General features: G+C 72.2%; 24 protein-coding genes. 7 read left to right on the top strand and 17 right to left on the bottom strand.

What is annotated here, in order from left to right; translation table 11 throughout:
- Window positions 1-17: 17 nt before the first annotated feature.
- The 5 genes from AAG827_RS02080 to AAG827_RS02060 all read right to left on the bottom strand — a co-directional run bounded on the left by AAG827_RS02080 (window position 18) and on the right by AAG827_RS02060 (window position 5,574).
- Window positions 18-1,208 (bottom strand): GDSL-type esterase/lipase family protein, encoded by a 1,191-nt coding sequence (locus tag AAG827_RS02080; RefSeq protein WP_341924123.1) that lies wholly within the window; start codon window positions 1,206-1,208, stop codon window positions 18-20.
- Entirely contained in the window at window positions 1,205-2,437 is a 1,233-nt protein-coding gene (locus AAG827_RS02075) for a DUF480 domain-containing protein (protein WP_341924122.1), read from the bottom strand. The genes AAG827_RS02080 and AAG827_RS02075 overlap by 4 nt, the downstream gene beginning before the upstream one ends.
- Window positions 2,438-2,474: 37 nt before the next feature.
- Window positions 2,475-2,867, bottom strand: a complete 393-nt coding sequence (locus AAG827_RS02070) for a hypothetical protein (RefSeq protein ID WP_341924121.1) — start codon at window positions 2,865-2,867, stop codon at window positions 2,475-2,477.
- An 80-nt stretch (window positions 2,868-2,947) separates the two neighbouring features.
- The gene (locus AAG827_RS02065; RefSeq protein WP_341924120.1) at window positions 2,948-4,006 is read right to left on the bottom strand and encodes a zinc-dependent alcohol dehydrogenase family protein; all 1,059 of its coding nucleotides are present in this window, start codon (window positions 4,004-4,006) and stop codon (window positions 2,948-2,950) included.
- Between the two features lie 110 nt (window positions 4,007-4,116).
- Window positions 4,117-5,574, bottom strand: coding sequence for a cryptochrome/photolyase family protein (locus tag AAG827_RS02060; RefSeq protein WP_341924119.1), 1,458 nt, complete (start codon window positions 5,572-5,574; stop codon window positions 4,117-4,119).
- Between the two features lie 48 nt (window positions 5,575-5,622).
- Between AAG827_RS02060 and AAG827_RS02055 the strand changes: the two genes are divergently transcribed.
- From AAG827_RS02055 to AAG827_RS02045, 3 genes are read left to right on the top strand one after another with little or no spacing between them, the layout of a single operon-like run.
- Entirely contained in the window at window positions 5,623-6,369 is a 747-nt protein-coding gene (locus AAG827_RS02055; RefSeq protein ID WP_341924117.1) for a dienelactone hydrolase family protein, read from the top strand.
- Window positions 6,370-6,405: 36 nt separating this feature from the next.
- Window positions 6,406-6,909 carry a SigE family RNA polymerase sigma factor gene (locus tag AAG827_RS02050; protein WP_341924116.1) on the top strand — a complete coding sequence of 168 codons (504 nt, stop codon included), beginning with the start codon at window positions 6,406-6,408 and terminating at the stop codon, window positions 6,907-6,909.
- Complete coding sequence (locus tag AAG827_RS02045; protein WP_341924115.1) at window positions 6,906-8,051, top strand: hypothetical protein; 1,146 nt, start codon at window positions 6,906-6,908, stop codon at window positions 8,049-8,051. The genes AAG827_RS02050 and AAG827_RS02045 overlap by 4 nt, the downstream gene beginning before the upstream one ends.
- An 8-nt stretch (window positions 8,052-8,059) precedes the next feature.
- Here the strand turns inward: AAG827_RS02045 and hrpB are convergent, their stop codons facing one another.
- The 7 genes from hrpB to AAG827_RS02010 form a co-directional block, all read right to left on the bottom strand.
- Complete coding sequence (hrpB, locus tag AAG827_RS02040) at window positions 8,060-10,576, bottom strand: ATP-dependent helicase HrpB (RefSeq protein ID WP_341924114.1); 2,517 nt, start codon at window positions 10,574-10,576, stop codon at window positions 8,060-8,062.
- Window positions 10,577-10,753: 177 nt separating this feature from the next.
- A complete protein-coding gene (locus AAG827_RS02035; RefSeq protein ID WP_341924113.1) occupies window positions 10,754-11,200 on the bottom strand; it encodes an MOSC domain-containing protein in 447 nt (148 codons plus the stop codon).
- 25 nt (window positions 11,201-11,225) lie between these two features.
- Window positions 11,226-12,392, bottom strand: coding sequence for a lipid-transfer protein (locus tag AAG827_RS02030; protein ID WP_341924112.1), 1,167 nt, complete (start codon window positions 12,390-12,392; stop codon window positions 11,226-11,228).
- Complete coding sequence (locus AAG827_RS02025; RefSeq protein WP_341924110.1) at window positions 12,389-12,766, bottom strand: MaoC family dehydratase; 378 nt, start codon at window positions 12,764-12,766, stop codon at window positions 12,389-12,391. The genes AAG827_RS02030 and AAG827_RS02025 overlap by 4 nt, the downstream gene beginning before the upstream one ends.
- Entirely contained in the window at window positions 12,763-13,167 is a 405-nt protein-coding gene (locus AAG827_RS02020) for a Zn-ribbon domain-containing OB-fold protein (protein WP_341924109.1), read from the bottom strand. Before AAG827_RS02020 ends, AAG827_RS02025 begins: the two co-directional genes overlap by 4 nt.
- Entirely contained in the window at window positions 13,164-13,676 is a 513-nt protein-coding gene (locus AAG827_RS02015; RefSeq protein ID WP_341924108.1) for a MaoC family dehydratase N-terminal domain-containing protein, read from the bottom strand. The genes AAG827_RS02020 and AAG827_RS02015 overlap by 4 nt, the downstream gene beginning before the upstream one ends.
- Window positions 13,673-15,859 (bottom strand): acyl-CoA dehydrogenase, encoded by a 2,187-nt coding sequence (locus AAG827_RS02010; protein WP_341924107.1) that lies wholly within the window; start codon window positions 15,857-15,859, stop codon window positions 13,673-13,675. The genes AAG827_RS02015 and AAG827_RS02010 overlap by 4 nt, the downstream gene beginning before the upstream one ends.
- Window positions 15,860-15,945: 86 nt before the next feature.
- On the opposite strand from AAG827_RS02010, the gene AAG827_RS02005 reads away from it, so the two are divergent.
- Window positions 15,946-16,857, top strand: a complete 912-nt coding sequence (locus AAG827_RS02005) for an alpha/beta hydrolase (RefSeq protein WP_341924106.1) — start codon at window positions 15,946-15,948, stop codon at window positions 16,855-16,857.
- 12 nt (window positions 16,858-16,869) lie between these two features.
- Here the strand turns inward: AAG827_RS02005 and AAG827_RS02000 are convergent, their stop codons facing one another.
- Window positions 16,870-18,318 carry a wax ester/triacylglycerol synthase family O-acyltransferase gene (locus tag AAG827_RS02000; protein WP_341924105.1) on the bottom strand — a complete coding sequence of 483 codons (1,449 nt, stop codon included), beginning with the start codon at window positions 18,316-18,318 and terminating at the stop codon, window positions 16,870-16,872.
- A 61-nt stretch (window positions 18,319-18,379) separates the two neighbouring features.
- On the opposite strand from AAG827_RS02000, the gene AAG827_RS01995 reads away from it, so the two are divergent.
- Window positions 18,380-19,606: an alpha/beta hydrolase gene (locus AAG827_RS01995; protein WP_341924104.1), complete on the top strand. Its 1,227-nt coding sequence runs from the start codon at window positions 18,380-18,382 to the stop codon at window positions 19,604-19,606.
- Between the two features lie 125 nt (window positions 19,607-19,731).
- Here the strand turns inward: AAG827_RS01995 and AAG827_RS01990 are convergent, their stop codons facing one another.
- On the bottom strand, window positions 19,732-21,831 hold the full coding sequence (locus AAG827_RS01990; protein WP_341924103.1) for an acyl-CoA dehydrogenase: 2,100 nt from the start codon (window positions 21,829-21,831) through the stop codon (window positions 19,732-19,734).
- 111 nt (window positions 21,832-21,942) lie between these two features.
- Between AAG827_RS01990 and AAG827_RS01985 the strand changes: the two genes are divergently transcribed.
- Complete coding sequence (locus AAG827_RS01985) at window positions 21,943-22,599, top strand: class I SAM-dependent methyltransferase (RefSeq protein ID WP_341924102.1); 657 nt, start codon at window positions 21,943-21,945, stop codon at window positions 22,597-22,599.
- Here AAG827_RS01985 and AAG827_RS01980 read toward each other — a convergent pair.
- From AAG827_RS01980 to AAG827_RS01970, 3 genes are read right to left on the bottom strand one after another with little or no spacing between them, the layout of a single operon-like run.
- Window positions 22,596-23,678 carry a prenyltransferase gene (locus tag AAG827_RS01980; RefSeq protein ID WP_341924101.1) on the bottom strand — a complete coding sequence of 361 codons (1,083 nt, stop codon included), beginning with the start codon at window positions 23,676-23,678 and terminating at the stop codon, window positions 22,596-22,598. The two genes, AAG827_RS01985 and AAG827_RS01980, sit on opposite strands and share 4 nt — an antisense overlap.
- The gene (locus AAG827_RS01975) at window positions 23,671-24,438 is read right to left on the bottom strand and encodes a methyltransferase domain-containing protein (RefSeq protein ID WP_341924100.1); all 768 of its coding nucleotides are present in this window, start codon (window positions 24,436-24,438) and stop codon (window positions 23,671-23,673) included. Before AAG827_RS01975 ends, AAG827_RS01980 begins: the two co-directional genes overlap by 8 nt.
- Window positions 24,425-25,714: a glycosyltransferase family 4 protein gene (locus AAG827_RS01970; protein ID WP_341924099.1), complete on the bottom strand. Its 1,290-nt coding sequence runs from the start codon at window positions 25,712-25,714 to the stop codon at window positions 24,425-24,427. Before AAG827_RS01970 ends, AAG827_RS01975 begins: the two co-directional genes overlap by 14 nt.
- Window positions 25,715-25,909: 195 nt before the next feature.
- On the opposite strand from AAG827_RS01970, the gene AAG827_RS01965 reads away from it, so the two are divergent.
- Complete coding sequence (locus tag AAG827_RS01965) at window positions 25,910-26,545, top strand: TetR family transcriptional regulator (RefSeq protein ID WP_341924098.1); 636 nt, start codon at window positions 25,910-25,912, stop codon at window positions 26,543-26,545.
- The last annotated feature ends 51 nt before the right edge of the window (window positions 26,546-26,596 follow it).

Here is a 26,596-nt window from a genome sequence, read left to right as displayed (position 1 = left end):
AGCCGCAGTGCGGTGGGTCAGCGCGCCGTGGTGGGCGCGCTGAACGCCCCCTCGGCACCGAACGCCAGGGCCGCGAAGCGCTCTCCGATCAGCCGGTGCGTCGCGGCGTCGGGGTGCAGGTCGTCGGGCAGCGGCAGGTCCACGGCGTCGGCCTCGCTGTAGAGCTCCCGGCCGTCGAGGAGGTGCAGGCGCGGGTCGTCCGCGGCCCGCGCGGCAACGATGGCCGCCAGCTGCTCCCGGATGGTCCGCAGGGTCAGCCGCGTCGGGTCAGCGGAGTCGCCCGTCGCGACGAAGCCCAGCCGCCCCTCGGACATCGCGCTCAGGTCGGGCGCCGCCGGCCCCGGGGTCTCCTCGTGGATCTCGCACCAGAGCGGTGAGACCACGAGCAGCGGGGTCGTCGGGTGTCCGTCGCGGATCGTGTCGAGGAAGCCGTGGACGGCCGGGCCGAGGGCGCGCAGCCGCATCAGGTCGTGGTTGACCAGGTTGATGCCGATCTTGACGCTGATCACGTCGGCGGGGAGGTCGCGGATCGTCCGCGCGGTGAAGGGGTCGAGCAGCGCGCTGCCGCCGAAGCCGAGGTTGACCAGCTCGACGCCGCCGGCGACCGCGGCCAGCGCGGGCCACGTGGTGCTCGGGCTGGCGGCGTTGGAGCCGTGGCTGATCGAGCTCCCGTGGTGCACCCAGACGGGTCGCCCCCGGTCCGGGACCGGCTGCACGGGCGCGTCGGAGCGCAGGGCGACGAGCTCGGTCGCCTCGTTGTGCGGCAGCCAGACCTCGACGTCCTTCTCCCCCGCAACGAGCCCGGAGAAGCGCACGGTCCCGACCGCGCCCGGCGTCAGCTCGGCCGCCCCGGTGGTCATGTCGATCGTGTGGACATGGCCGCCGTCGGCGCTCTGCTGGTCGACCAGGACGCCGTCGACGAGCAGGTCGTAGACGCCGTCGGGCCGCGGAGGCGCCCCGCGGTAGGCCATCTTGGTCGGCAGCACGTCGACCTCGAGGGCGGTGGCCGCCGTGCGCAGCACCAGGCGTACGCCGGAGGGCTGGGCCTCTGCCATGGCGAGCTGGCCGTCCGGCACCTGCGCGCGGGCCCAGGCCGGGAGCCGGTGCGGCCGCAGGCCCAGCGCGGTGGGCTCGAGCTCGAGCGCTCCCCGCACGAGGTCGGCGGTGATCGGCGTCGTCAGCCAGGCATCTGCGGAACCCGAGGTCATGCCACCACTGTGCCGGACGCCCTCCCGACGACATACAGCCGCTCGGTGGTCTCGCCCCGGGAGGCCACCGGTCCGCGGAGGTACCACTCGACGTCGGTGAGGCCGGCAGCCTGCACGAGGGCCACGACGTCCGCTGGCTCGTGAGCCACGAAGTCCAGCGCGACGTCCTGGTCGAACCACGTGTCCAGGTGACGCACCGTCGAGCCGGCGTGCAGACCGAGCACGAGCACGCCGCCGGGACGGAGCGGCCGGACCAGCGCCGCGACGGCGTCGGGCAGCTCGGAGCCGGCGAGGTGGATCAGGGAGTACCACGCGAGCACCGCGCCCCAGCCGTCGCTGGTGGTCGGGCGCATCAACCGGCGCAGGTCCCCCACCGCATAGGTCCCGCTCGGGTGCAGCCGTCGCGCCACCTCCACCATCTCGGGCGTGAGGTCGATCCCCGACGCCTCGACGCCCAGGTCGGCCAGGTGGGCGGTCACGTGGCCGGGTCCGCACCCGACCTCGACGACCGGGTGGGGCCCGGCGAGGTCCGCCACGTGCTCCAGGAGCCACCGCTCGAACGGGAGGTCGTCGAGCTCGGAGGCCAGCGCGGCGGCGTACCCCTCCGCCACCCGTGCGTACGACGAGCGGACCCGCTCGTCGCGCGCGTCACCGCCGTCGGCGATCACCTGCTCCCGGTCGACGGCGGGTGCTGCGGCACTGGCGCCCGGAGTGGTGTCGACCTCGACGGGGCCGAGCAGGTGGATCCACCGGTGGTCGTGCTGGCCCGGTCGCCGCTCGAGCTCGCGGACCAACGGGGTCGGCCGCGCGGCGAGCCGCTCGAGGACGGCCTCGACGGCGCCCTTGTCGGCGAAGGCGTGGAGGCGCTCGGAGCGGGTGCGGAGCTCGCCCGGGGTCTGCGCGCCGCGGAGCAGGAGCACGGTCACGAGCGCGCGCTCGTCGTCGGCCAGCGAGAGCTCCTCGGCGAGGGTCTGGTGGTACTTCAGCGTCCGGCGCCCGGTGGCCGCCCACACGATGCGGACCAGCCCGCGGTCCTTGAGCTCGCGGGCGACACGCTCGACGGTCGCCTCGTCGAGGTCGGTGATCGGGTCGCGGCTGCTGGTCTGGTTGCAGGCCGTGCGCAGCGAGTTGAGCGACAGCGGGTAGGACGCGGGGACCGTCGTCTCCTTCTCGAGGAGGCTGCCGAGGAGGCGTTGTTCGGTCGGGTCGAGCACGAGCGGGTCGGCCATGACCCGCACCCTAGTCGGGCCCGTGCCCGCGGGGGCGTCAGTCGCCGGCTGCGTCGCCGGGTCCGCCGGCGCAGCGCAGGGCCGCGTCGGTGAGCGGCGTCCCGGGATCGACGGCGGCGACGGTGCCGTCGTCGGCGACGATCCGGAAGGTGTCCTGCGCGTCGGCGCTCTCGGTGCGCAGCCAGGTCACGGTCATCTCGTAGGTCGCGGCGAGGTCGTCCATGACACCGGGGTCCGCGCGGAGGGAGTAGACCTGAGCCGCGCGCTCGCACGGCGCGGCCTGCTGCCCGAACCCCTGCGCGGTGGCGCCGAGGACCAGCGCCCCAGCCGCAGCCGCACCGAGCCAGACGAGGTTGCCGGCGCGGCGGCGGCGGAGGATGAGGGGCACCAGGAGAGCGAAGGCCAGTCCTGCCCCGAGCAGGAGGAACACGCTGACCACGGTCCCCGAGGAATGGGTCCCACGGGGACCCAGCGTCCGGACTTACCCGACTCTGGGGACGAGGGGGCGACTCATCGCCGGCTCATCACCACCTTGAGCGCCTTGCTCTCGGCTGCGTTGCCGAAGGTCTCGTAGGCCTCGAGGATCTGGTCGAGGTCGAAGTGGTGCGTCGCGAAGCGCTCGGCGTGCAGCTTCTGCTGCGCCACCAGCTTGAGCAGCATCGGGGTCGTCGAGGTGCTGACCAGCCCCATGGTGATCGCGATGTCGGAGATCCAGAGGTCCTGGAGGTTCAGCTGGACCGGTGCGCCGTGGACGCCGACGTTGGCGACCGTGCCGCCCGGACGGACGATCTTGGTGCAGGCGTCGAAGGTCTGCGGCACGCCGACCGCCTCGATCGCCACGTCGACGCCGAACCCGTCGGTCATGGCCATGACCTGCTCCACCCAGTCCTCGGCGGCGCTGTCGACGGTGTCGCTCGCCCCGAAGGCCAGTGCCTGGTCGAGACGGTTGTGGTCGATGTCGAGGGCGATCACACGCGCGGCGCCGTAGAGCCCGGCGGTCATCATCGCGGCCAGCCCCACGGGGCCGGCGCCGACGACGGCCACGACGTCGCCGGGCTTGACGCGCCCGTAGCGGACCCCGATCTCGAAGCCGGTCGGAAGGATGTCGGAGAGCATGACGGCCTGCTCGTCGGTCACCCCCTCGGGGACCTTGTAGACGGAGTTGTCGGCGAACGGGACGCGCACCAGCTCGGCCTGGGTGCCGTCGATGAGGTGGCCGAAGATCCAGCCGATGCCGCTGGCACCCTCCTCCGCCAGGCAGTGCGCGTAGAGACCCTGGTGGCAGTAGGAGCACGAGCCGCAGGCGCTGATGCACGAGATGATCACCCGGTCACCCACCGCGACGGTCGACACGGCTGCACCGGTCTCGACGACGGTGCCGACGCCCTCGTGGCCGAGGATCCGCCCCTCGGTGACCGCGGGCACGTCGCCCTTGAGGATGTGCAGGTCGGTGCCGCAGATGGTGGTGGTGTCGATGCGGACGATGACGTCCGTGGGCTGCTGGATGCTGGGGTCCGGGACGTCGTCCCAGCTCTTGCGACCCGGGCCGTGGTAGACGAGCGCTTTCATGGTGGTCTCCCTCCGCGGAGGGCGGCGGGCCGATGCCCGCGCGAGGCTCCTCCGCCGCCGACTCTTCCGTCGTGGGAGATGCCCGAGAAGGGCCCAAGGTCCCGGTCGGTTCAGGCGATCCAGCCGTGGGCGCGGCGGGTGTGGGCGGCCTTCTTGGCCGGGTCCATGCCGTCGTAGAGGTTGGCGATCATCCGCGACCGGGGGTTGCCGGCGAAGACGTCGTGGTGGTCGCGCACGAAGGTCCAGTAGAGCGCGTCCCAGTCGTCGCACCAGTCGCCCTTCGGTAGGTCCGACATCTTCCTCAGGTAGTTGCTGCCCGACACGTAGGGCTTGGTCGTGATCGCGGCACCTGCGGCGAACTGGCTCATCGCGTAGACGTTGGGCACCATCACCCAGTCGTAGGCGTCGACGAAGAGCTCCATGAACCACTCGTAGGTGGCCTCCGGGTCGGTGCGCAGCAGGCACTGCGCGTTGCCGAGGACCATCAGCCGCTCGATGTGGTGGGCGTAGCCCGTGTCCAGGACCCGCCGCAGGACGTGGTCGACCGGGTCGAGGCCGGTCGTCGCGTCCCACCAGCCCTGACTGAGCGGCCGCGTGTGCTGGAGGTGGTTGCGGCTGCGCATCCGGCGCCCCCACAGGTGGTAGGTCGCGCGCATGTACTCCCGCCACCCGATCACCTGTCGCACGAAGCCCTCGAGGGAGGCCAGCGGCACGTCGTGCTCCTCGGTGTGCTCGAGGGCGCGCGTGAGGACGTGGTGGGGCGAGACGAGCCCGATGTTGAGCCCGGGCGTGAGCAGCGAGTGGAAGACGAAGCCGTGCTGCGCCGAGATCGCGTCCTCGAACGGGCCGAAGTCGACGAGGCGCTGCGCCAGGAACTCGTCGTACGACGCCTCGGCCTCGGCGTGGGAGGTGGGCCAGGCGAACGTGTCGGCGTTGCCGGGCGCATCGGGGAACTCGCGGGCGACCCAGGCGATCGCCTCCTCCACGGCAGGGTGGCGCTCCGGCGGCGTGACCGTCGGGACGGGGTGGCCCTTCGGCAGCTTCTTGCGGTTGTCCTCGTCGAAGGACCACTTCCCACCGACCGGGCTGCCGTCGGCCTCGACGAGCACGTCGAGGCGGCGGCGCTGCCAGGTGTAGAAGGTCTGCATGCGCGCCGACGAGCCGGCGAAGTGGTCGGTGAGCTGCTGTCGGGTCGTGAGGAAGTTGGGGGTCTCGAGGACCTCCAGGTCGGGCACGGCCCGGTGGAGGTCGCGCGAGAGCCAGTCGTCGACGACGTCGTAGACGCTGGTGCCCGCAGGGGTCAGGTCGGTGAGGAGCGCGGTCAGCTGGTCGTGGCTGGTGCGGTCCGCGCTGGTCTGGATGACGTGGACCTCGCGGTCGTGCTCGCGCAGCAGGTCGGCGAAGCGGCGCATCGAGGCGCGGTGCAGGACCAGCTTCTGCGCGTGGAAGCGGTAGTGGCGGAAGAGGAGGTCGTGCTCCACCAGCACGAACGTGGTGCCGTCCCCGGCGTCGAGGTGCTCGCGGAAGAGCTGGTGCGGGAGCACCAGCCGCACGTGTCGCTCCCCCATGCCGCGAGACTAGCCAGACGCCGGTGACCTGCGCCCTATCCTCGGCGCATGACCCTCCTCGACAGCTGGATCCGTGGCGAGCACACCGGCGAGACCCTGCGCGGCACGACGGCGACCTTCCCGACGTACCGCAAGGGCAGCGGCCCCGGGGTCATCGTGATCCACGAGATCCCGGGCCTGACGCCCGAGGTGATCGGCTTCGGCGAGGAGGTCGTGGCGGCCGGCTACACCGTGGTCATGCCGCACCTCTTCGGCACGCCGGAGCGACCTCTGGGCCCCGGGTCCCTCGTGTCGGCGATGCGGCAGGTGTGCGTGAGCAAGGAGTTCACCAAGCTGGCTCGTCGGGAGACGTCGCCGGTGGCCGGGTGGCTGCGCAGCCTGGCCCGCGACCTGCACGCCGAGCTCGGCGGGCCCGGCGTCGGCGCCCTCGGGATGTGCTTCACCGGCGGCTTCGCGCTGGCCATGATGGTCGACGACGCCGTCGCCGCCCCCGTGCTGTGCCAGCCGTCGGCCCCCTTCCCCGTGGGCAAGGAGCGGGCGGCCGACCTCAACCTCTCGCCGGCCGACCTGTCGACCGTGAAGTCGCGCGCGGCTGGTGGTTGCCAGGTGCTCGGGCTGCAGTACTCCTCCGACGCCGCCACCGGCACCCGCTTCGACACCCTGACGCGCGAGATCGGCGGCGCCTTCATCCGCGTCGAGTTCGAGGGCAAGGGCCACTCCACCGTCACCGCGCACCGGCAGCAGGAGGGCGTCGACCGGGTGCTCGCGTTCTTCTCGGAGAAGCTCACGGGCTGACGGAACCTTGTGCGGGAGGTGGGAGGTCTGGTGGGCATGAGTGATCCACGACCTCGGGACGAGGACTTCGACTCCTACATGCGTGCGCGTTGGGGCGACCTGGTGCGCACCCTCGTCTCGATGGGCTGCGAGCCCCACGAGGCCGAGGACGTCGCCCAGACCGCCCTGACCCGGTGCTACCGCTCCTGGGACAAGGTGCGCGCCGCGACCGACGTCGATGCCTACGTCTACCGCACGCTCTTCAACTGCTGGGCCGCGAGCCGCAAGCGGCGCTGGTGGGGCGAGCAGCCGACCGAGACGCTGCCCGAGCGGACCGTCAGCGGCGTGGCCGAGGGGGTGGTGACCCGCAACAGCATCAACGGCGCGCTCGCCCGCCTCACTCCCGACCACCGGCAGGTGCTGGTCCTGCGCTTCGGCGCCGACCTGACCGAGGCCCAGACGGCCGAGGTCCTGGGCATCGCGGTCGGCACGGTCAAGAGCCGCGTGTCCCGCGCCCTGGCCGCCATCGACAGCAGCGACCTGAGCGAGGAGTCCGCATGAACGAGCAGCAGATCACCCAGCTCCTCCGCGAGGAGTGGAGCACCATCGAGGTCGGCCCCGCCCCGGTCGAGGCCGTGACGGCCTCGGCGCGGCTGCGCCGCAGCCGCTTCGCCACCGCCGGCGCCGTCGGCCTCGCCGCCGCGGTGACGCTCGCCGTGGTCCTCGTCACGGGCGGTGACGACCCGCGCACGATCCCGCCCACGGGCACGGACCTCCCTCCGCGCAGCAACCCGGTCGACATCGCGTGGCACGACGGGCAGACCCTGCACCTGCGGGCCGTCGACGTGCCGATGGACCTCGTCCTCGACGTCGCTCCGGTGCAGGACGGGGGGACCTACGGCGCCGTGGTGAGTCGGCTGGTCGACGACGTGGTCGAGGTCGTCCACGTCGACGCCGCAGGCGAGCAGGCCGTCATCGGCACCATCGTCACCAAGGCCGACGTGGTCGGCTCTCCCCGCGACACCGTGGCCGCCTGGGTCGAGGGCACGGGTGCGGACCGCGAGGTCGTCGCCTACGACACGGCCCTTGCAGCGGAGATCGCCCGCACCCCCCTGCCCGCGGACCGCCCGGAGCTGAACGCGGTGGCCGTGGACGGCGGCGCGGTCTACCTCACCGACTCCCAGGGCAGCCAGGTCTGGGTGCCGGGGGACGGCACGCCGACGGCGTACGACGCCGGCGAGGGGTTGCTCCTCGACGTGGCCGGTGGTGTCCGGCTGGTCGCCGCCCGCGACTTCCGCACGGTGAGCGTCGGACCGGTCGGTGCGGCGCGCACCATCCCCGGCGGCAACGGAGCGACCGGGCTCTCTGCGGACGGCTCGTTCGTGCTGCCGGGATCCCCGCTGGGCGTCGGCACCATGGACGCCTCGGAGTCCCCGGTCCACCGGACCGAGGACGGCGAGGCGGTCTCCCTCGATCTAGGCCTCGAGCCCGAGACCGCGGTTCTGGATGCCGCGCTGGGTGACGGCGTGGTCGTCTACGTGATCGCCCGCGACTTCCTGCTCCCCGAGAACCCTGAGGACCCGGCCGGCTATCAGGTGTTCTCGCTCGTGACGTGCGACCTCGGCTCCGGCACGTGCGACACGGCGGTCGCGGACGTGAAGGCCGATCCTTCGTCCCGCTCACCGGTGCTCCTCGCCCGCTGACTGGGCCCTCAGCGGCGCGGCTTCGTGCGACTCGTGGGGGGCGCCGTCCACGGGTCGTCTGGCCAGGCGTGCTTGGGATAGCGACCCCGGAGCTCCGCGCGCACCTGCGGATAGCCGGTGGTCCAGAAGGACGCGAGGTCGGAGGTGACCGCAGCCGGTCGCCGGGCCGGTGACAGCAGGTGGAGCAGCAGCGGCACCCGCCCGTCCGCCAGGGCGGGAGCCGCCGGCCAACCGAAGACCTCCTGGATGCGGACGGCGAGCACGGGCTGGTCGCCGTCGTAGTCCACCCGCACCGACGACCCGCTCGGCACCGCCACCCGCTCCGGCGCCAGCTCGTCCAGGCGGCCGGCCTCGGGCCACGGCAGCAGCCGCCGCAGCGCCGAGGTGACGTCGATGCGCCCCAGGTCACGGGTGCCACGGACCCGGGCGAGGTCGGGCCCGAGCCAGGTCTCGACGGTGTCCGTCAGGGCCGAGTCCGACACGTCCGGCCAGGGGGCGCCGAGGGCGCGATGCAGGAAGGCCAGCCGCTGGCGCAGCTCGAGGGCCGACGGCTTCCACGGGAGCACGGAGAGCCCGTCGCTGCGCAGCCCGTCGCGGACGGCGGTCGCCACGAGGTGCGGTGCCGGGTCGGGGATGGTCACCGACGAGAGCTCGATCGCGCCGAGCGACGTCGTGCGGCGCGCGACGACGCGCCCGTCGACCCACCCCACCTGCTCGGCCTCCTCCCACAGCGCGGAGGCGGCCTCGAGCGCGAGATCCTCGTCGATCGGTGCGGCCGCGCGGATCGTCGCGTCCCGGCGACCGGCCGGGCGGTCGGCGTCGGCCACGGCGAGCCAGGTCACCCCCGACAGCGAGGACTCCCCCGACCGGAAGGCGGCACCGGTGCCGCCGGTCATGAGGTAGGCCGTGCCACCCGGGCGCAGGCGGGCGACGCGCTCGGGGTGGGCCAGGGCGACGACGAGCCCGACGGCGAGGTCGTCCCCGAGCTTCTCGCTGCCGCGCGCGCCCCTCCGGTCCGCCGGCAGCGCCGCCTCGAGGCGCTTCACCGCGGCGGACCAGGGTCCGGCCTCCGGACCGCCGCGTCGCACCGCCCTCAGGGCTGCGACCAGGTCGGCTCCCGGGGCACGGACGTCCTCGGACAGCAGCGCGACCACCTCGGCTGCCCGTCGGCCACCGACCAGACGGGCCCCGTCGAGCAGCGCACGGGCCAGGCGCGGGTCGGCGGCGACCGCGGCGATCGCCCGGCCGCGGTCGGTGACCGACCCGTCGGGCGTCACCGCGCCGAGACCCAGGAGCGTGGTCCGGGCAGCATCCATGGCCGCAGGCGGTGGTGGGTCGAGGAGCGCGAGGCCGTTGCCCTGCGGGCTGCCCCAGCAGGCCAGGTCGAGTGCGAAGGCGGTCAGGTCGGCCGTCGCGATCTCCGGCGCGGGGTGGGCCGGCAGGTGGGCGTGCTCGGCCTCCGACCAGCACCGGTGGACCGCGCCGGGGCCCTCACGACCGGCTCGACCGGCCCGCTGCTCGGCCGACGCCCGGCTCACCCGGACGGTGACCAGCCCCGCGAGGCCACGACGGTGGTCGGTGCGGGGCTCGCGGGACAGGCCGGCGTCCACGACGATCCGCACCCCGGGCACCGTCAGGGACGACTCCGCGACCGCGGTCGACACGACGACCCGCCGTCGTGGGCCGCCGGTGAGCGCGGCGTCCTGCTCGCGAGCGGGCAACCGGCCGTGGAGCGGCAGGACATCGGCGTCGAGGCCGGCCAGTCGTCGTACGACGCCGCCGACCTCGGCCACTCCCGGGAGGAAGACCAGCGCGTCACCGTCGTGCTGCTGGAGCGCGCGGCGGGTGGTCGCCGCGACGTGGTCGAGGAAGGCGGGGGTGATCCCACGGTCGTCGGAGCGCTTCACGCCCGGGGGCAGCGGTGACCAGACCTCGGCGACCGGGTGCAGGGCGCCGGGGACGTCGACGACGGGCACCGGCCGGTCCTCGCCGAGCAGGGCTGCCGTGCGCCCGGCCTCGACGGTGGCGGACATGGCGACGAGGGGGAGGTCCTCGCGCAGGTGTCGGCGTACGTCGACGAGGAGCGCCAGGGTCAGGTCGGTGTCGAGCTGGCGCTCGTGGACCTCGTCGAGCACCACCGCGCCGACGCCGGTGAGCCCCGGGTCGCGCTGGAGCCGACGCAGCAGGATCCCCGTCGTCGCGAACTCGATGCGGGTCGTGCTGCTGACCCGATGGTCGCCCCGCACCGCATAGCCCACCGTCTCCCCCACCGGCTCTCCCAGCAGGTGTGCCAGACGACGCGCGGCCGCGCGCGCGGCGATCCGGCGGGGCTGGGTGACGACCACGCGGCCGGCGACGAGGGCCGCGAGCGCCGGCGGCACCATCGTCGTCTTGCCGGTGCCGGGAGGGGCCATGACGACGGCGGCCCCGCGGCTCGCCACGGCCCGGCGCAGCGCGTCGAGCCCGGCGACGACCGGCAGGTCGGGCGGGTCGGCGAGCAGCCGCTCGATCGGGTCCTGGGCCACGGCGTCAGCGTCGCACGTCAGTCGTGTGCCGCGCGCAGCGCCATGGCCCGTTCTGGGGCACACGACCCACCCCGCGGAGCGAGGCCGGCCGCGCCCAGCAGCAGTCGTGTGCCGCGCGCAGCGCCATGGCCCGTTCTGGGGCACACGACCCGCGTCACGAGCTCGACCCCGGCCCCGTCACACGACCGGCGGCAGCTCCACGCCGTCGCCGACGGCGACGACGCCCGATTCGAGGACCCGGCAGATCGACCCGCCGCGGCGCCGCAGCGCCACCTGCGCGTCGGGACCGATGGTGTCGTCGAGCAGCTTGCACGGGGCGGCGACCCGCACGACCTCGAGGAGCAGGTCGCCGATGCGGATCAGACTGCCCGGCGCCTTCGGGATCTCGCCCGCCGACACCGTGATGTTGCGACGCGTCAGCGCGGGGTCGATCGGCGAGCCGAAGACCTCCGACGCCTCACCGATCGCCGTCAGGCTCTGGATGCTCACCTGCCGGTGCTTGGCGCCCTCATAGCGGTCGCCCACGATCCCGCGCGCGGCCACCACCTCGGCCTGCTCGACCGACCGCATCGGCAGCCGACGCCCCTTGGCGACGTGGATGGACACGACGACGGGCTGGCTCACGCCCGCCATTGTGACGGGCAGACCCTCAGGCCGAGAGGATCAGCCCGCTGGTGGGGACCCCGGTGCCGGCGGTGACGAGCACGTGACCCGCATCAGCAACCGGGTTGACCGACGTCCCGCGGATCTGGCGCACGCCCTCGGCGATGCCGTTCATCCCGTGGATGTAGGCCTCCCCGAGCTGACCTCCGTGGGTGTTGAGCGGGAGCCGGCCACCGATCTCGATCGCGCCGTCGGCGACGAAGCCGGGCGCCTCACCGCGACCGCAGAAGCCGAGCTCCTCGAGCTGCATCAGCACGTAGGGCGTGAAGTGGTCGTAGAGGATCGCCATCGGCATGTCGTCGGGTCGCAGGCCCGACTGGCGCCACAGCTCGCGACCCACGACCCCCATCTCCGGGATGCCGATGTCGTCGCGGTAGTAGGACGTCATCACGAACTGGTCGGCGCCGCTGCCCTGGGCCGCCGCGGCGACGTACGCCGGCTTCTGGGCCAGGTCGCGCGCCCGCTCGGCCGAGACCACGACGAGCGCGACCGCACCGTCGCTCTCCTGGCAGCAGTCGAGCAGGTGCAGAGGATCGGCGATCATCCGTGAAGCCTGGTGGTCCTCGATCGTGATCGGCTTGCCGAAGAAGAACGCCTCGGGGTTGGTCGCCGCGTGCCGGCGGTCGGCCACCGCGACGGCGCCGAAGTCGGCCGAGGTGGCGCCGTACTCGTGCATGTAGCGCCGCGCCTGCATCGCCACCGTGGCCGCGGGCGTGCCGAGCCCCATCGGGTAGGTCCACGCGTTGTCGAGGCCGTTGGTGTTGACCTGCGTCGCAGCGGCGAGGGAGAACTGGCCGAAGCGGCTCTCCGAGCGCTCGTTGAAGCCGCGGTAGCAGACCACGACGTCGGCGACCCCGGTCGCGACGGCCATCGCCGCCTGCTGGACCGTCGCGCAGGCCGCCCCGCCGCCGTAGTTGATGCGGCTGAAGAAGCGCAGCTCCTTGATCCCGAGCTCGCGCGCCACGGCGATCTCCGAGGACGTGTCCATCGTGAACGTCGTGAGCCCGTCGACGTCGGCAGGCGTCAGGCCGCAGTCGGCCAGCGCGTGCTGCACCGCCTCCACGGAGAGCTGCAGCTCCGAGCGCCCCGACTCCTTGGAGAACTCCGTCGCACCGATCCCGACGATCGCTGCCTTGCCGGAGAGCCCGGTCACGCGGACACCCGGACGGTGCCGACGACGTGGTCGCCCAGCGACACCGAGCCCTTGACGTCGATCACGGCGACGCCGTCCTCGATCGCGGAGACCGTGCCGGAGAACGTCAGGGTGTCGTAGGGGTAGGCCGGGGCACCGAGGCGGATCGCGATGCCCCGCACGTCGGTCTCACCGCCGGCCCAGTCGGTGACGTAGCGCTCGACCAGCCCGGTCGAGGTCAGGATGTTCATGAAGATGTCCTTCGACCCGTGCCCCTGCGCGAGGTCGCGGTCGTGGTGGACGTCCTGGAAGTCACGGGTGGCGATCGCGGTGCTCACGATCAGCGTCGGCGTGATCGGCACGCTCCACTCGGGGATGGTGTCTCCGACGTTCACGCGTTCTCCTCATCAGCACGGCGCCAGATCGGCAGGGTCAGGTCGTCGTCGACCCGGTTGAAGTCCACGCGCAGGCGCATCCCGATCTCGATCTCGTCCGCGGGCACGTCGGTCACCTCGCCGACCATGCGCACGCCCTCGTCGAGGTCGATCAGCGCGAGCACGATCGGCAGCTCCTTGCCCGGCACGGGCGGGTGCCGATGGATGACATAGCTGAAGACGGTGCCGACACCGGCCGACACGACGTGGCCCCGGTCGAGCGCCCCGCAGTCGGGGCACGCGGGCCCTGGTGGGAAGCGCAGCTCGCCGCACGCGTTGCAGCGCTGCACGCGCAGCTCGCCCGCAGCCGTACCGTCCCAGAAGAAGCGGGAGTCGCGGCCGATCATCGGCCGGACGCTCATGACGCCGCCTTCGGCACGAACTTCAGCACCCGGAAGAGCATCCGCGCCACCACCTCGTCGTCGACGTACCAGGTGTTGCGCGAGGTCACGAAGTAGCCGACGCCCATGCCGGTCGTCTTGGGGCCGACCACGGAGTCGAGAGCGGTGGTGACCCGGACCTTCTCGCCGACCTTGAGCGTGCGCTCGTAGGTCTGCTCGCAGTTGGTGCCCAGCACGGCGGTGTAGCCCGCGTCGGTGAGGACCTTCATCATGCCGTGCAGCGGGTCGTCGGCGGGCGGCTTGCCGCCCAGGCCGTACATCGTCCATACCTGCGCCATGGACGGCGGCGCCTCGCCGCCCTGCCAGCGCGGGTTGGTGTTGCCCATCGCCTCGACCCAGTTGTTGATCGTCGGCTGGTTGACCGGGTCGCGCGCCTCTCGCTCCGCCGCCTCGCCGAGCGCCTTGATCCGCTCGGCCTCGGCCATGATCTGCTCGTGGGTCTCGCCAGGCTCGACCGACGGGCCGGTCACCGCGGCACCCGCGGCAGCCCGAGACCGAACATCGCGATCAGCTCGCGCTGCACCTCCTGGACCCCACCGCCGAAGGTGAGCACGAGGTTGCGCTTGGCCTGCGCGTCGAGGTAGTCCAGCAGCGCCTTGGTCTCCTCCTCGGCCGGGTCGCCGTAGCGGTGCACGATCCCGACGAGGTCGGCGGCGAGGTGCTGCACCTGGTCGGCCGCGAACACCTTGGACGACGAGGCGTCGCCGACCGAGACCTCGCCCGACGCGCCCGCGCGCGCGACCTCCCAGTTGAGCAGCTCGTTGACGCGGAAGACCGCGGTGACACGGCCCATGACGTCGCGCACGTCGGGGCGGTCGATGACCCCGGCCTTGGTCGCCCAGTCGGCGACCCGGTCGCGCAGGCCCTCGATGCGGCCGGCCGGGCCGAGCATGACGCGCTCGTGGTTGAGCTGGGTGGTGATCAGCTTCCAGCCCTGGTTCTCCTCGCCCACGAGCATGTCGACGGGCACCCGGACGTCGTTGTAGTAGGTCGCGTTGACGTGGTGCGAGCCGTCGGCGGTGATGATCGGGGTGAAGGAGTAGCCCGGGTCCGTGGTGTCGACGATCAGGATCGAGATGCCCTTGTGCTTGGGCGCCTCGGTGTCGGTGCGCACGGCCAGCCAGACGTAGTCGGCCTGGTGCCCGCCGGTGGTCCAGAGCTTCTGGCCGTTGACGACGTAGTGATCGCCGTCGCGACGCGCGGTCGTGCGCAGCGCGGCCAGGTCGGTGCCGGCGTCGGGCTCGCTGTAGCCGATCGCGAAGTGGACGTCGCCCGCGAGGATCTTCTCGAGGAACATCTCCTTCTGCTTCTCGGTGCCGTAGCGGATCAGCGTCGGGCCGACGGTCTGCAGGGTCACGGCGGGCAGGTGCACGTCGGCGCGTTGGGCCTCGTTGGCGAAGAGCGTCTGCTCGATCTCGCCGAGCCCGTGGCCGCCGTACTCCTGCGGCCAGCCGACGCCCATCCAGCCGTCGGTGCCCATCTGCTTGACGACGCGCTGGTAGGTCGGGCCGTGCCGGTCACGGCCCATGTCGACGTGCTGGTCGTGCGAGGCCAGACCGGTGAAGTAGTCGCGCAGCTCGCCCTTGAGCCGGCGCTGCTCGGCGGTGAGCTCGAGGTTCTTGGTGGTCGGGTCCTCGACCGGCACGTCGCCGGGCAGGCAGTCGAGCGCGTGCGCGATGTCGGTGACCCACGAGAAGTAGTGGTGCAGCGGGTAGGTCTCGTCGACCCCCATGCCGCCGTGCAGGTGGTGGCAGGTGCGCAGGGCCTGGGGGCCTTCGGCCCCGATCCAGTACGACGCCACGGCGAGGTCGTCGGCTGCGTCCAGGCCGGCGCCCACCCGCCAGGCGGCATTCTCGGCCGCGAGGTCGATCGTGCGGGAGGCGATGTAGACGTCGGCGATCTGCATCGCGACGGCCTGGAACTCCGCCAGCGTGCGACCGAACTGCGTGCGGCCCTTGATGTAGGCGGCGGTCAGGTCGCGCGCACCGGAGACGACCCCGGCAGCCGTCAGCGTCAGGCCGGCCACGGCGTGGTCGACCAGCGTGCGCGCAGCAGCCGCGCCGCCGCCGAGGAGCTCCGCCGGCGCGCCGTCGAGCACGACCGTGTGGGTGGTGATGCGGGCCGACGAGCCCGACTCGAGCAGCGTGACGCCGGGACCATGGGGGTCGACGAGCGCGACGACGACGTCGTCCCCGTCGAGGGCCGTCACGAGCAGGCGCGCGGCCTGGTCGGCGTAGGTCACCGCGATCTTGCGGCCCGTGACCGTGCCTGCGGTGAAGGTGGTGATCGGACGATCCGTGATCGTGAGGCCCACCTCGCGCAGGGCCGGGGTCAGCAGCGTCTCCCCGGACGCGACGCCGGCCAGCAGCGCCTGCTGCTCGGGCGTGCCGTGGGCGGCGATGGTGAGCGTGGCGCAGCAGAGGGTCTCCCACACGGGCAGGTGCACCGCACGCGCACCCGTCTCGCGCAGCAGCACGCCGACCTCGGCGAGGCCGAGGCCCTCCCCGCCCTGGGCCTCGGGCACCGCGAGGCCGAGCATCCCGGCCGAGGCGAGCGCGGCCCAGTCACCGTCCCGGTCGAGCGCCTGCCCGATGACGGAGCGCACCGCCTCGATGGACTCCTGGTCTGCGGGGGTGAAGCCGTCGGAAGCCACGTCGGTCTCCTGTGCGTGTCGGGGGCGCTGATCAGCGAAACTGTAACCTGTTCTAGTCTAGGGGACCAGACACCGAGGGAGGGCCGATGGCCGTGTTCTCACCGGGCGCGCTCGTGCGTCGCCAGGTCTACATCCCATGGGTGCGCATCCCCCCGGGGCGTCTGGTGGAGCTGCCCGGCCGCGGCGGATCGACGTACGTCACCGACACGCCGGGCCCCTCGCCCGACTCCCCCACGATCGTGCTCCTGCACGCCCTCGGCTGCACCGGCCTGCTCACCTGGTTTCCCGCCATCGGGCCGCTCTCGCGCCGCTTCCGCGTGGTGACGCTCGACCAGCGCTGGCACGGTCAGGGCATCCGCAGCGAGGACTTCTCCCTGGTCGACTGCGCCGACGACGTCGCGGCCCTGATCGACGTGCTCGGGCTCGAGGACGTGATCATCGCGGGCTACTCGATGGGCGGTGTCGTGGCGCAGCGCGTGTGGCGCCAGCACGCCGACAAGATCCAGGGCCTGGTGCTCTGCGCGACGACCGACAAGTTCCAGCTCAACGCCGCCGAGCGGCTCTTCTTCTCCGGCATGGGCGCCACCATGCTCGGCGCCCGTGGCGTCTCGCGATCGCGTACGGCGCTCACGGCGGCTCGTGCCACCGCGCGCGCGCTCGACCTGGCGCCGTCCGACATGCACGAGTGGGCGATGCGCGAGTTCCGCTCGACGAGTCCGTGGGCGGTGGGTCAGGCGCTCGCTGCCCTGGGACGCCACCACTCCCGTCCCTGGCTCGGCCAGATCGACGTGCCCACCGCGGTCGTGGTCGGCACCCGCGACCGGGTCATCCCGGCGACGCGCCAGATCAGCCTCGCCCGGGCGATCCCCGGTGCCACGATCCACGACATCGACACCGGCCACGCCGGCTGCGTGCTCGAGGCGGAGAAGTTCGTGCCGGCCGTCGTCGAGGCCGCGGCCACCGTCAACGCGCGCCGGCGCGACTTCCGGCGCACCTGATCATCGGCCCCTCTAGCGACCCTGCTTCTTCGCCCGCGCCTTCTCCAACGGCGTCACGTCGTCGTTCGACGTCGCGACGGCGCGGCTGAGCCGCTCCAGCTCCAGGGGGAAGTGCTTGACCAGCGACTCGACGTCGGGCATCGACTCGCGGCAGGCGATCACGCCCACGTGCAGGCGGCCGTCGTTGGACATGACGGTGATGTTGACGCCCGCGCCGTGGAAGACCGGTCCGAGCGGGTAGAGGCCGATGATCTGCGCCCCCATGAAGAAGAGCGGGATGGGCGGACCGGGCACGTTGGAGATCACCAGGTTGTGGACCACCGGGTGCTTCTCGGCCAGGCGCAGGCCGGCGTAGGCACGCACCGCGAGTCCGAAGGTGCGCGGCGCGGCGAACTCCGCCCAGTCCTGCAGCGCGTCGGCGCTGATCGCGTTGTGGTGCTCCTTGGCGTGCTGGTTGGACTGCGCCATCTCCTGGAGCCGCTCGAGCGGGTCCTCGACGTCGGTGCCGAGGCGGGCGAAGAGCGTGGAGACCTTGTTGGCTCCGCCGTCACGCTTCGACTGCTCGCGCACGCTGACCGGCACGGACGCCAGGAGCGAGCTGTCCGGGAGCTCGTCGCGCTCCTCGAGGTAGCCGCGCAGCGCTCCCCCGGCCAGCGTCAGCACCACGTCGTTGACGGTGGTCCCCGTGGCGCCCTTGACCTGGCGCACCGCCTCCAGGTCGAGGTCGACCACGCCGATCGTGCGGCGTCCGGTAATGGTGCCGTTGAACGACGTGCGCGGAGCCGTGAGCGGCGCGGCCATCGCCGTGCCGGCGCGGGCGCGGCCGATCGTGCGCGTCACCCCCTTGGCCGTCGGGGCCAGGATCCGGGCGGCGTGCACGGGGCGGGTCAGGTTGGTGAGCACCGCGCGACCGAGCAGCTCGCGGGCCCCGGCCTCGCGGCCGTGCTTCTCGCCCGCCATCAGCGCCATCGGCGGGGCATCGGCCTCGAGCGCACACAGGTGGGAGATCAGGTTGGAGCCGGAGACGCCGTCGACGGTCGCGTGGTGCATCTTGGTGAAGACCACGACCTTGTCGCCGTCCTCGTAGCCCTCGATCACCCACATCTCCCACAGCGGGCGGGAGCGGTCGAGCGGCAGGGCCGCGAGGTGCGAGGTGAGCGCCACCAGCTCGGCGTACCCCCCGGGGCTGGGCAGGGCCAGCCGGTGCACGTGGCGCTCGATGTCGAACTGCTTGTCCCGCACCCAGATCGGGTGGTCGAGCCCCAGCGGCACGCGGCGCAGCTTGCGGGTGAACGCCGGGACGCCCTTGACCTGCTGGTTGATGGCCTCCTGCATCGCCGCGAAGGAGTACGGCGTCGGCATGGTCGCCGGGTCGAGCACGATCACCCCGCACACGTGCATGAGCTGGGCCGGCGTCTCGAGGTAGAGGAAGCTGGCGTCGAGGCCTGACAGGCGGTCCATGGTCGGCATCCTAGGCGTGGGAAGTAGAACGTGTTCTCAACGAGTCGTCTAGCCTGGTGTTATGGGGTTCCTCCGTCGCCAGGTCGTCACCGCTGCTCTCACGGCCAACGCCATCCGGCCCCTGCCGGGCTTCCGGGTCGGCATCCCCGCCTTCTTCGCCGGGTGGCTGACCGGTGAGCTGGCACCGCAGGTGCTCGCACTCACCGCCGCCGACGCCGCGACCCACGCGACCGGACGACGGCGCGACCCGCTCGGGCTCGCGCTGGCCGGGGCCAGCACGGCCGGGCTGGTCTTCCTGGTCCGACAGGCCCACCGCGTCGGCGAGGAGGCCGAGCGGGTGCTGACCGAGGGCGTGGGCGAGGACTACCTCGACCACCTCGAGTCCGCCCCGACCCCCGCCGAGCTCGCCGTGCCGTGGCGCAAGCTCGTCTACCCCTTCCGGATGCGCAACGACCAGGTGCGCGTCGAGCGCGACATCGCCTACAACGACCACGGCAAGCGCGGGATGCTCGACATCTACCTCCCGGCGGGTCGCCCGCCCGAGGGCGCGCCCGTGCTGCTGCAGGTGCACGGCGGGGGCTGGACGATCGGCAAGAAGGAGGAGCAGGGCATCCCCCTGATGCAGCACCTGGCCGCCAAGGGCTGGGTGTGCGTGGCGATCAACTACCGCCTCGCACCGCGCGACCCGTTCCCCGCCCAGGTCATCGACGTCAAGCAGGCGATCGCGTGGATCCGCGAGCACATCGCGTCCTACGGCGGCAATCCCGACTACATCGCCATCACCGGCGGCTCCGCCGGCGGCCACCTGGTCGCTCTCGCGGCCCTCACCGCCGGGGACACGTCGTGGCAGCCGGGCTTCGAGGACGCCGACACCTCGGTGCAGTGCGCGGTCCCCCACTACGGCATCTACGACTTCGCCGGCTCGACCGGCCTCAAGAGCGCCATCCTGATGCGCGACCGCTTCCTCGGCCCCAAGGTCCTCAAGAAGCGCTGGGAGCGCGAGCCCGAGGCCTTCGAGGACGCCTCGCCGATCCTGCGGATCACGCCGGACGCCCCCGACTTCTTCGTCCTCCACGGCGCCCACGACACCCTCGCCCACGTCGACCAGGCCCGCCTCTTCGTCGAGAAGCTGCGCCGCGTCTCCAAGCGCACGGTCGTCTATGCCGAGCTCCCCGGCGCCCAGCACGCCTTCGACGTCTTCCCCTCGATCCGCTCGTCCCACATCGTGCGCGCGATCGATCGCTACCTGCACTGGCACTGGAACACCTACCGTCGCGAGCACCCCTGAGCCGAGTCGGCGCGATGTTGCACGCGCGACGCCGAGTCGGCGCGATGTTGCACGGTCAGCGCACGGAGGCAGCCTCCTGGGCCGCCCGTTGCTGACCACTCGACAACATTGCGCCGACTCGACCTCTAGCGCGGCAGACCCAGGATCCGCTCGCCGACGATGTTGCGCAGGATCTGGGTGGTGCCACCGGCGATGGACAGGCAGCGGGTGTTGAGCATCTCCCAGACCGCGGCCTGCACGTCGTCGTCCGGGGTGACCAGGCGGTCGCCGCACAGCTCCACCACCAGCTCGGCGCCGTCCTGACGGTTGCGGACGCCGAGCAGCTTGGCGACGCTGGACTCCGCTCCGGGTGACTGACCGGCCAGCGAGCGCAGGGTGGAGCGGGTGCCGAGGAGCGAGCAGACCGTCGAGAGCGCCACCGCGTGGCCGACCCTCACGCGCTCCGCCACGGACAGGTCCCGAGCAGCAGCCAGCGCCACCGCACGCTCGGTGCTCTTGTCGAGCCGACTCGTCGCCATGGCGACGCGCTCGTTGGCCAGCGTGGTGCGCGCCAGCCTCCACCCGTCGCCCTCGCCGGCCACCAGGCAGTCGTCGGGCACGAACACGTCGTCGAGGAACACCTCGTTGAAGAGCGCCTCGCCGGTGATCTCGCGCAGCGGGCGCACGTCGATGCCCTCGCTGCGCATGTCGACGAGGAAATAGCTGATCCCCTTGTGCTGTGGGACGTCCGCGTCGGTCCTGGCCAGGCAGATGCCCCAGTCGGCCTTCTGCGCGACCGACGTCCAGACCTTCTGCCCCGTCAGCCGCCAGCCACCGTCGACGCGCACCGCCCGCGTGCGCAGCGACGCGAGGTCGGACCCGGAGCCAGGCTCGGAGAACAGCTGGCACCACACCAGCTCCCCCAGCAGCGACGGCCGCACGAACCGCTCGACCTGCTCGGGCGTGCCGTGCTCGAGGATGGTGGGCAGCGCCCACCCGGCGATGACGATGTCGGGACGCTCGACCCCGGCGCGCGCGAGCTCCTGGTCGATCACCAGCTGGGTGACGGCGTCCGCCCCGAGCCCGTACGGCGCCGGCCAGTGCGGCGCCAGCAGCCCGGTGTCGACCAGAGCGGCGCGCAGCCCGTCGGCACCCGCCCCGGCGACCCGGTCGACCAGCGCCGCGATGTCGGAGCGCACGGCGTCGTCGCGCCCGTCGAGGTCGACGGCGACCCGGCGCCGCGCGCCGTCGACCGCCCTCGTGGTCAGCGACAAGGCCGCCTCGTCCGCAGAGCCGAGCAGGCCACGCAGCGCCAACGCCCGCCGCAGGTAGAAGTGCGCCTCGTGCTCGTAGGTGAAGCCGATGCCGCCGAGCACCTGGATGCAGCTCTTGGCGACCGAGACGGCGCCGTCGAAGGCCACCGCGGAGGCGACGTCGGCCGCGAAGGCCCACTGCTCGTCGTCACCGGACGCCGCGGCCGCGACGTCCCAGGCTGCCGCCGTGACGGCCTCCGCGGTCTCCAGCATCTCGGCACACAGGTGCTTGATCGCCTGGAAGGAGCCGATGGGCTTGCCGAACTGCTCTCGCACCTTGGCGTAGTCGACCGCGGTCTGCAGGCACCACCGCGCGACACCGGAGGCCTCGGCCGCGGCGAACGTGACCGCCGTACGACGGACCAGGTCACCGCTCAGCCCCGCCACGCGCACGACCCCCGGGGCCGCGAGGTCGACGCGCGCCGAGCCGTGGCGACGGGTCAGGTCGAGCCCGAGCGACGCGGTCACGTCGGCGGCCGCAGCGGGCACGACGTACCACTGGTCGTCGGTGTCGCTCACGAGCAGGTGGTCGGCGCCGGGCGCGTCCCAGACCACGGCGAGGGCCGGGTCGAGCGCCAGCCCGAAGGACGACCCGGAGGCCACCAGGCCCTCGAGCGCCGGGTCCGACGAGACGAGCGGCGCCAGCACGGACGTCGCCACCACCGTGGACAGCAGCGCCCCCGGCACCAGCTCGTGGGCGCAGGCCTCGAGCGCGACGGCGACGTCGAGCGGGGTCCCGCCGCCGCCACCCGCAGCCTCGGGCAGACCGATGGTCGCGACCCCCATCTCGGCGACGGAGGTCCAGACCTCGGCGAAGTCCGCCGACGGCTCGGAGTCAGCCGTGCGACTGGCCTCGATGCCCTCGAGCGAGCCCGCCCACTTGCGCAGGCTGGCCGCCAGCTCGACGTGCTCGTCGGAGATACCGATCGACATGCGGGGCCTTTCTGGAGGAGACCAAAACTAGAACGTGTTTCATATTCTAGAGTCACGGTCGTGTCCGACACCAGCACGACCCCAGCCATGAACCCAGCCATGAGCCCAGCCATGAACCCAGGCATGAGCCCCGACCTGCTCGCCCACGCCCTCGCCGCCAAGGGCTTCATGCCCGAGGACGAGGGCCTCCTGCTGCATCGGGTGGCGCGCGAGCGGCTGTCCCACGGCCCCGCGCTCGAGGTGGGGACCTACTGCGGCAAGTCCGCGATCTACCTGGGCGCGGCGGCGCGCGAGGTGGGCGGGACGGTCTTCACCGTCGACCACCACCGCGGCTCGGAGGAGAACCAGGCCGGCTGGGAGCACCACGACGCCTCGCTCGTCGACCCGGAGACCGGGCTGATGGACACCCTGCCGGTCTTCCGCAGGACGATCGCGGCCGCCGGCCTCGAGGACCAGGTCGTCGCCGTCATCGGCAAGAGCCCCACCGTGGCAGCCCTGTGGCGCACCCCGCTCTCGCTGCTCTTCATCGACGGCGGCCACGCCGAGGTGCACGCCCAGGCTGACTACACCGGCTGGGCGCACTGGGTGATGCCGGGAGGCAGCCTGGTCATCCACGACGTCTTCGAGCACCCGGCCGACGGCGGTCAGGCGCCCTTCCACGTCTTCCGCCGCGCGCTCGACAGCGGGGCGTTCGTCGAGGCCGACGCGCTCGGGTCCATGCGGGTCCTGCGCCGCCTCACCGGCGACGCAGGCCACCCCGTCGGCTAGACGAGGTCCCCGACCGCGCACTCGCACTCGAGCATCAGCTCGGCGAAGTGCGGCGCGAGCGAGGTGCCCCGCATGATGCCCGAGCCCGCGGTGCTGTGCCCGTGGGTCTCCCCGAGGGCGTCGACCGCGAGGATCACCGCAGCAGCGGTGTACGTCGTGTGCTCGTGCGGCCAGTGGACGTCGTCGCCGTAGACCCAGCCGGTCCAGTACTTCCCGTCCTCGCCGCGCAGGTGCTGCATGTCGCTCACGAGCGTCAGCGACCGGCGGTGGTCGCCGACGGCGTCGAGCGCCATCGCCAGCTCGCAGGTCTCGGCTCCGGTCACCCACGGGTTGGTGTCGACGCAGTGGATGCCGAGGCCCGGGACGACGAAGTCGCTCCAGCGGGTCTCGAGCAGCGCGAACGCCTCGGCACCGCGGACGGCCCCACCCAGGACCGGGTAGTACCAGTCCATCGAGTAGGTCGCCTTGTCCTCGAACAGGTCGGCGTGCTCGCGGATCGCGTGCCCGAGGCGGCCACCGGCGATCTCCCACTCGGGCTGCGGGTCGTCGAGCAGGTCGGCCAGGGCCACCCCGGCGCGCAGCGAGTGATAGATGCTCGAGCAGCCGGTCAGCAGCGCGAAGCTCTCCGTGGGCGTCCACCTGATGCCGCCGAAGGCGAGCTGCTGCGACACGACCCAGTCGAGGCCGGCGCGCACCGAGGGCCAGTAGCGACGCACGAAGCCGATGTCACGGCGTACGAGCCAGTGGTGCCAGAGGCCGACCGCGAAGTAGGCCGACATGTTGACCTCGCCGCGCGGGTCGTCGACCTCGCCCGCCACGATCTTCATCGGCCACGAGCCGTCCTCGCGCTGCATCGTCGGCACCCAGTCATAGGCACGCTCAGCGGCCTCCACCTCGCCGCCGACGAGCAGCGCCATGGCGGCCTCGACGTGGTTCCAGATGTCGACGTGCTCGCCCACCGTCCACGGGATCGCCCCGCACGGCTCCTGCATGGCCGCGATCGACGCCGCGGTCTCCGCGACCTGGGCCGCGGTCAGGATGCCGTCGACGTAGGGGATCCGCGCCAGCGGGTCAGACATCGCCGTCCAAGGAGGCGGTCTCGGGCTTGCGGAAGTAGAGCACCATCGACTTGCCGATCATCGGGTCGAGGACCTTGCCCGCGAGCTGGAGGGCCTTGGGCTGCTTCATGATCTCCCAGACCAGGAGCTTGTGGTAGGCCTTGGCGAGCGGGTGCTCGTCGTTCTCGACGCCGACCGCGCACTTGATCCACCAGTAGGGCGCGTGCAGTCCGTGGGCATAGCCCTTGCCCTCGAAGACCATCGCCTCGCCGGGCGTGCCGTCGTTGAAGCGACCGGCCTTGGTGACCTTGTCGACCAGCTCGTGGTCGGTGTAGATCCGGATGTGGCCGCCCTCGGCGTTGTGGTAGTCGTCCGACAGCTTCCAGTTGATGACCTCGGGCAGCCAGCGCGGCACGGAGATCGCCATGGTGCCGCCGGGGCGCAGCACGCGGACGAGCTCCTTGATGGCCTCGACGTCGGCGTGGATGTGCTCGAGCACCTCGGCCGCGACGATCCGGTCGAACTCGCCGTCGGCGAAGGGCAGCTGGAGCGCGTCGCCCTGCTTGATGTCAGCCTCGGCACCCAGGGGGACCTCACCGGCCTCCTTCATGGCGGAGAAGAGCTCGAGCACGCCGGCCAGCTCGTCGGCGTCCATGTCGAAGGCCACCACGTCTCCCCCGCGGCGATACATCTCGAACGCGTGGCGTCCCGCGCCACACCCCATGTCGAGGACCCGGTCGCCCGGCTTCAGGCCCAGGCGGTCGAAATCAACGGTCAGCAAGGTTCTTCCTCTCGGTTCCTGCGATGTGCGCGCCGGTGGCGCGCTCCTGCTCGAAGTCGGCGATGACCTCGGCGTAGGCCTGGGCGACGGTCGCGGCGACCGCCCGCCAGCTGAAGAGCTCCTCGACCCGCTGACGACCGGCGGCGCCCATGCGCTCACGCTTGGCGGGGTCGTCGAGCAGTCCCTCGATCGCGGCCTTGAGCTCGCCGACGTCGCCGGGGGTGACCACCTCGGCGCACAGCCCGTCAGGGCCCACCACCTCGGGGATGGCGCCGGCGCGGGAGACGACCAACGGGGTCGCGCAGGCCATCAGCTCAGCGGTCGGGAGCGAGAAGCCCTCGTAGAGCGAGGGCACGCACGCGAGCTCGGCCGAGCCCATGAGGTCCACGAGCTCCGCCTCGCTGACGCCGTGGACGAAGCGCACGGAGTCGCCGATCGAGAGCTTCTCGATGAGCTTCTCGGTGCGGCCACCGGCCTGCGGCTTCGTGACCAGGATGAGCTCGACGTCGCGCTCGGTGCGCAGCTTGGCGAAGGCCTCGAGGAGCGTCGCGATGCCCTTCATCGGGGCGTCGGCGCTGGCCATCGCCATGATGCGTCCAGGGACGCGCGGCTTGGTGGGCGGCTTGAAGCCGTCGTCGACGCCGAGGAGGATCACCTGCATCTTCGCCGGGTCCACGCCGAAGTCGGTCGCGATGTCGCGCTTGGAGGTCTCCGAGGGCGTCATGATCTTGCGCGCCTGACGGGCCACCTTGCCCTGCATCCGCAGGAAGCCGTACCAGCGACGCAGGGTGACCTTCCGCCACGGGTTGCGGGTCTGGGCCAGGTCGATGCGGCGGTCGAAGGTGATCGGGTGGTGCAGCGTCGTGATCAGCGGCAGACCGAGCTTCTCGATGTCGAGCATGCCGTAGCCGAGCACCTGGTTGTCGTGGGCGATGTCGAAGTCACCGGCGCGCTCGGCGAGCAGGCGCGCCACGCGCTTGGAGAAGGTCTTGGGCTCGGGGAAGCCCGCGGCGCACATCGTCGCGAACTCCTCGACGTCGATCAGGTCGCGGAACTCCTTGAGCTTGGGCACCCGGAAGGGGTCGGGCTCGCGGTAGAGGTCGAGGCTGGGCACCTTGGTGAGGGCGACGCCCTCGTCGAGGTCGGGATAGGGCTGTCCGGAGAACACCTCGACGGTGTGGCCGAGGCGGGTGAGCTCACGACTGAGGTGACGCAGGTAGATGCCCTGGCCCCCACAGTGCGACTTGCTGCGGTAGGACAGCATGGCGATGCGCACGCGTCACGACCTCTCTCTGGGTAACGGGATGCGACCCCGGGGGGGACGCATCGATTGTCCGGACACACGCCGGAAGACTGACACGCCGGGCCGGACGAAGTGGAACGTGTTCCTATTATGACCCACTCATTGCTAGCCTGATGACCTGAATCATCCAACACCACCGAGGTCCTCGGCACATTCCACCGTCGCGACGTGCCGCGCACCCCCGAGCACAAGGAGCCCCTTGTGAGCAGTGCCAACTCCTTGACGGTGGACGATCTCGGATCTGCTGCCCAACGTGACCGCCGCAAGCGCATCCTCGACGCCACCTACGAGCTCGCCCGGGAGGGCGGGTTCGACGCGGTCCAGATGCGCGCCGTCGCCGACAAGGCGGAGGTGGCCCTGGGCACGCTCTACCGCTACTTCCCGTCCAAGATCCACCTGCTGGTCTCGGCACTGGCCAGCGAGTTCGAGCGCGCCGAGGCGGCGTTCCGCGACAAGCCGATCCCGGGTGACACCAGCTCGGAGCGGGTCATCTTCGTGCTCAAGAAGACCACGCGTGGCCTCCAGGGCGACCCCCACCTCACCGAGGCGCTGACCCGGGCCTTCATGTTCGCCGATGCGTCCGTGGCCAACGAGATCCACTCGGTCGGCATGCTGCTCAGCTCGATGCTTACGCAGGCCATGCACCCGGGCAAGACCGACCTGACCGACGACGACGTCGCGATCGCGCGCGTCATCGGTGACGTCTGGCTCTCCGCCCTGGTCGCCTGGGTCACCGGTCGCTCCACGGCCGCCGAGACCGGCGCCCACATGGAAAACGCCGTGCGACTCCTCCTGCGCGACTGATCGGCGCCCCACCTGCCAGACTTCCCTCTCCGACAACCGGCCTCGGGAGGT

The sequence above is a fragment of the Nocardioides psychrotolerans genome, assembly GCF_943371775.1.
Taxonomy (GTDB): Bacteria; Actinomycetota; Actinomycetes; order Propionibacteriales; family Nocardioidaceae; genus Nocardioides; species Nocardioides psychrotolerans_A.
This window is presented reverse-complemented; position numbering and strand designations above follow the sequence as displayed.